This window comes from Dietzia sp. CW19, assembly GCF_014145265.1.
In the GTDB taxonomy this organism is placed as follows: Bacteria; Actinomycetota; Actinomycetes; order Mycobacteriales; family Mycobacteriaceae; genus Dietzia; species Dietzia natronolimnaea.
Genome location: NZ_JAALEE010000215.1, coordinates 1 through 4,572, shown reverse-complemented (window position 1 = coordinate 4,572; position 4,572 = coordinate 1). Strand labels below are relative to the sequence as shown.

The 4,572-nt window shown below is 69.5% G+C and carries 4 protein-coding genes; 3 read left to right on the top strand and 1 reads right to left on the bottom strand.

The features are described from left to right. On the bottom strand, positions 1-1,784 hold a 1,784-nt coding region (gene pepN, locus G6021_RS07175; RefSeq protein ID WP_182640950.1), incomplete at its 3' end, for an aminopeptidase N. 94 nt (positions 1,785-1,878) lie between these two features. Between pepN and G6021_RS07170 the strand changes: the two genes are divergently transcribed. Genes G6021_RS07170 through G6021_RS07160 form a run of 3 tightly spaced genes read left to right on the top strand, consistent with a single transcriptional unit; the run spans position 1,879 to position 4,538 of the window. Then, positions 1,879-2,505: a DsbA family protein gene (locus tag G6021_RS07170; protein WP_179524910.1), complete on the top strand. Its 627-nt coding sequence runs from the start codon at positions 1,879-1,881 to the stop codon at positions 2,503-2,505. 24 nt (positions 2,506-2,529) lie between these two features. Then, positions 2,530-4,017 carry a GNAT family N-acetyltransferase gene (locus G6021_RS17200; RefSeq protein ID WP_347238928.1) on the top strand — a complete coding sequence of 496 codons (1,488 nt, stop codon included), beginning with the start codon at positions 2,530-2,532 and terminating at the stop codon, positions 4,015-4,017. A gap of 47 nt (positions 4,018-4,064) precedes the next feature. Next, on the top strand, positions 4,065-4,538 hold the full coding sequence (locus tag G6021_RS07160) for a ribose-5-phosphate isomerase (protein WP_182640949.1): 474 nt from the start codon (positions 4,065-4,067) through the stop codon (positions 4,536-4,538). Positions 4,539-4,572 lie beyond the last annotated feature (34 nt).

Sequence of the window (4,572 nt, the reverse complement as noted above, 5' to 3'; positions counted from 1 at the left end):
TCCTCGACGAACCGGCGAGCCGGGAGCCGGGCCTCCCGGGTCATCTCCCACAGTGCGGACCAGCACAGGGTCCGGGCGAGCGAGTCCGTCACGTCCTCGATGGAGCCCAGGACAGTGGTCAGGGAGCGCTCGTCGAGGCGCACCGAGCAGTACGTCAGGTCGGCGTCGTTGGGCAGGATCAGGTCGGGAACGGGAAGGCCGGACATGTCCGGGACGGTCGTGCGCTCGGCGTCCACGTCCAGCTCCGCGAACGCGGTGCGCACCAGCGCGCCCGAGTCGTTACGGCTGTAGAGGCCGACCCCCAGACGGTGGGTGCGCAGCTCCCCGGCACCCGGGGCGGCGGGTCCCTGCACGACGGTCAGTTCGGAGATCGTCGCCTGGGCGTCGTCTGCGGTGTCCACCTCCACCGAGATCGGGTTGATGCCTGTGGTCCGCAGCCACTGCTCGGCCCAGTCGGACAGGTCGCGGCCGGAGGAGGCCTCGAGGGCCCGCAGGAGGTCGTCGAACTCGGCGTTGCCGAAGGCGTGCTCGGCGAAGTAGGCGCGCAGGCCGGCCAGGAACGGCTCGCGTCCCACGTACGCCACCAGTTGCTTGAGCACGGACGCGCCCTTGGCGTAGGTGATCCCGTCGAAGTTGGCCTCGACCGTCTCCAGGTCCGTCATGTCGGCCGCCACGGGATGGGTGGAGGGCAACTGGTCCTGCCGGTACGCCCACGCCTTCTCCACATTGGCGAACGTGGTCCACGCGTCGGTGTACTGCGTGGCGTCCACCTGGGCCAGGACCGAGGCGAAGGTCGCGAACGACTCGTTGAGCCACAGGTCATCCCACCAGCGCATGGTCACCAGGTCGCCGAACCACATGTGGGCCATCTCGTGCAGCACCGTTTCGTTGCGCCGCTCGTAGCGGTAGGCCGTGACGCGGGAGCGGAAGACGTAGTCCTCGAGGAACGTCACGGCCCCGGCGTTCTCCATGGCCCCCGCGTTGAACTCGGGCACGAAGATCTGGTCGTACTTGCCGAACGCGTACGGCATGCCGAACTCACGGTGATAGAACCCGAAGCCCTCCTTGGTCTCGGCGAACAGCCGATCGGAGTCGAGGTACCCGGCGAGCGACGCACGACACAACAGTCGTAGTGGAATGGTCCCGTGCTCGTCGGCGTAGGAGTCCTCGACCACGTGATAGGGGCCGGCGATCAGGGCCACGAGGTACGTCGACAGGATCTCCGTCTGCTCGAACCGGTGCACGACCGCTCCCGACTCGCCCGGGGACTCGCCGGCCGGGGTGTTGGCCACCACGACCCAGGAGGCGGGGGCGGTGACGGTCAGCGTGTAGCGGGCCTTGAGGTCGGGCTGGTCGAAGCAGGCGAACACCCGCTTGGCGTCGGCGGTCTGGAACTGTGAGTAGAGGTAGACCTCCCCGTCCACGGGATCGACCATGCGGTGTAGGCCCTCGCCGGTGGAGGTGTAGGCCAGATCGGCGTCCACGACGAGCTCGTTGGTCTCCTGCAGGTCGGGCAGCGTCAGCCCCACCTCGTCGTCATAGTCCCCGGTCTCCAGGTCCCGTCCGTTCAACGTCACCGACCGGATCCGCGCCGACCTCAGATCGATGAACGTCTCCGCCCTGGGTCGGGAGCAGGTGAACCGGACCACCGTGCGGGACCGGAACGTCCCGGATCCGGGCCCGCCGGAGCCGTCGGTGAGGTCCAGGTCCACCTCGTAGGTGTCCACGTCGAGCAGTTCCGCCCTGGCGGCGGCGTCGGAACGGGTGAGATTGAGCGAGCGCATCGGAGGTCCTCGGTTCCTGGGCGGGGGTGGTGGCCCCAGTCCTACCACCCGGGGCGGGGTGGCAGTCGGGGACCCGGACGAGGAGGATGGGGTCATGACATCTTCTGGTTCCGACGCCACCCGTTCCGTCGACTTCTGGTTCGACCCCCTGTGCCCCTTCGCATGGGTCACCAGCCGCTGGATCCTCGAGGTGGAGAAGGTCCGGGACATCGAGCTGACCTGGAACGTCATGAGCCTGTCCGTCCTCAACGACGGCCGGGACCTGCCCGAGGACTACCTCGCGCTGATGACACGCGGTTGGGGCCCGGTCCGGGTCGCGATCGCCGCCGCACAGCGTCACGGCCAGGAGGTCCTGGGCCGGCTGTACACCGAGCTCGGCACCCGCATCCACGACCAGGGACGGGGGATCGAGGACCCCACGGTGATCACCGAGGCGCTCGAGGCCGCCGGACTGGACGCGGGTCTCGCCGCCGCGGCGGCGTCGGATGAGTACGACGACGAGCTGCGCGCCTCGCACCACCGCGGCATGGACCCGGTGGGCGACGAGGTCGGCACCCCGGTCGTGCACGTGGACGGCGTGGCCTTCTTCGGTCCCGTCCTCACGCGCATCCCGCGCGGCGAGGACGCGGGCAAGGTCTTCGACGGCGCCGCCCTGCTCGCGGAGTACCCCTACTTCTTCGAGCTCAAGCGCAGCCGCACCGAGGCCCCGCAGTTCGACTGAGTCGATGTGCGCGATGGTGAGTCCGTGCTGGACGGGCCTTACGGTCGCGCGCTGTGCGCGGCCGTGGCCGAGGCGGCCGCTCCCGGCACCGACTGGTGGCGGCTGACCGCTCAGCAGCGCATCGACGAGTTCGGCACGGTCCGGGCTGAACAGGTCCGTTCACTAAGTGAGCCGAGGATCCTCGGTGAACTCAGCGCCGGCGTGTGGAAGGCCGTCTACTGGCAGGAACCGGACGACGACCGAGAGGGCCTCGCGCGCCCCGACATGGTGGCCACACTCCGCCCGATCGCCCGAGCCCTCTCGGAGAATCCCGCGACGAACTGGTGGTCCGACCCCGTCGACAGGACCGGCCAGAACATCGTCCAGCTCCTGTTCGACAACTGGATGCCGGTGGACTCGCTCGGGGACGCCCGCCCGCAGCTCAGGAAATGGCGGGATCAGATCAGGGAGAAGGAGTCCGCGGGCACGGACAACCCCCACTGGCGGTCCACCACCGGTCGGTGGTGGACAGCGCCGGTGTTCGCCGGGATCGCTTGGACCTCTCGTAGCAGGGAGTCGGTCGGCCCTCTTGCCCCACACACCACCGAGGACCACATGGGGTGGAGCCGGGCCCGCGTCCACCCGGTCGAGGTCGAGCCCTCGGCCCGAATCCGGGAAATCGACAGCCCGCAGGAGTGGGCCAGTCTTGTCAACGAGTTCCCCCTGGAGGTGACCCAGGAGAAGCGGGGCGACTGGTGGCGAACCACCGGGCGCGATGGAAGCTGGTGGATCCCCGACTGGGCCGAGGTCGCCGAGTCCTACGACGCGGTCCACGTGACCGTCACCGGCTACCTCCGCACCGCCGGGCGCGCAATCGACACCGCGCAGGGGGCGACCGTCCTCGCTGGATGGGGGCCCGATCACACCTGCTGGCTCCGACCGGACCGGCTGCGGTACACCGGCGTAGTCGAACAGTGGCATCGGTCCTACGGGACCGGGCCTCCCGACGACATCCTGTGGCGCAAGGTGCCCGCGGACAGCGCGGATGGCTCAGTACGCGTGCGGCCGCTCTCCGCGGATGACGATTCACTGCTGGAAGAGGCCACCCTGCTCAACGTCAATTGGACGGGGGAGGATCGGGTCGCCGCAGCCGACGTGGCGGACCACCCCGCGCTGGCGCACTACTCGGCACTCCGACCCGACCGTGGCGACTTCGGTCTGGTGGCCGAGGTGTCCGGACGCCCGGTCGGTGTCGTGTGGCTACTGTTCCTCGACGCCTCGGATCCCGGTTTTGGGTACGTCGAGGACGGAGTCCCCGAACTCAGCGTGTGCGTCTGGCCCGGGTTTCGCGGGAGAGGCCTCGGGGCCCTGTTGCTCGAAGCGGCGCTCGCGGCCGCGCGGGACCGGGGTCTGGAGCTGGTGAGTCTCAGCGTCGAGAGGGGCAATCCGGCGCGGAGGCTGTACACCGACATGGGTTTCGTCGCCGCGGAGGGTGCGGCGTCGGAGACGATGGTGATCCGGCTGTCCAAGTGACTCCACCGTTGTCGGCGGCCCGGGTCCGACGTGGCAGAATCGCCGCCATGCGCATCTACCTGGGAGCGGACCACGCCGGCTTCGAGACCAAGAACGTCATCGCCGAGCACCTGAAGGCCACGGGCCACGAGGTGGTCGATTGCGGAGCCCACACCTACGACGCGGAGGACGATTACCCGGCCTTCTGTATCGACGCGGCTCTCAGGGTCGTCGCGGACCCGGGCAGCCTCGGGATCGTGCTGGGCGGCTCCGGCAACGGCGAGCAGATCGCGGCCAACAAGGTCCCCGGCGCCCGCTGCGCCCTGGCGTGGAGCGTCGAGACCGCCCGCCTCGCGCGTGAGCACAACAACGCCCAGTTGATCGGCATCGGGGGGCGCATGCACTCACAGGAGGAGGCGCTGGCGATCGTCGACGCGTTCCTCGACCAGAGCTGGTCGGAGGCCGAGCGCCACCAGCGCCGCATCGACATCCTCGCCGAGTACGAGCGCACCCACGAGGCGCCGACGGTCCCCGGGGCCTGATCAGTCGAGTGCCTGAGCGACACCGTGCCTGAGC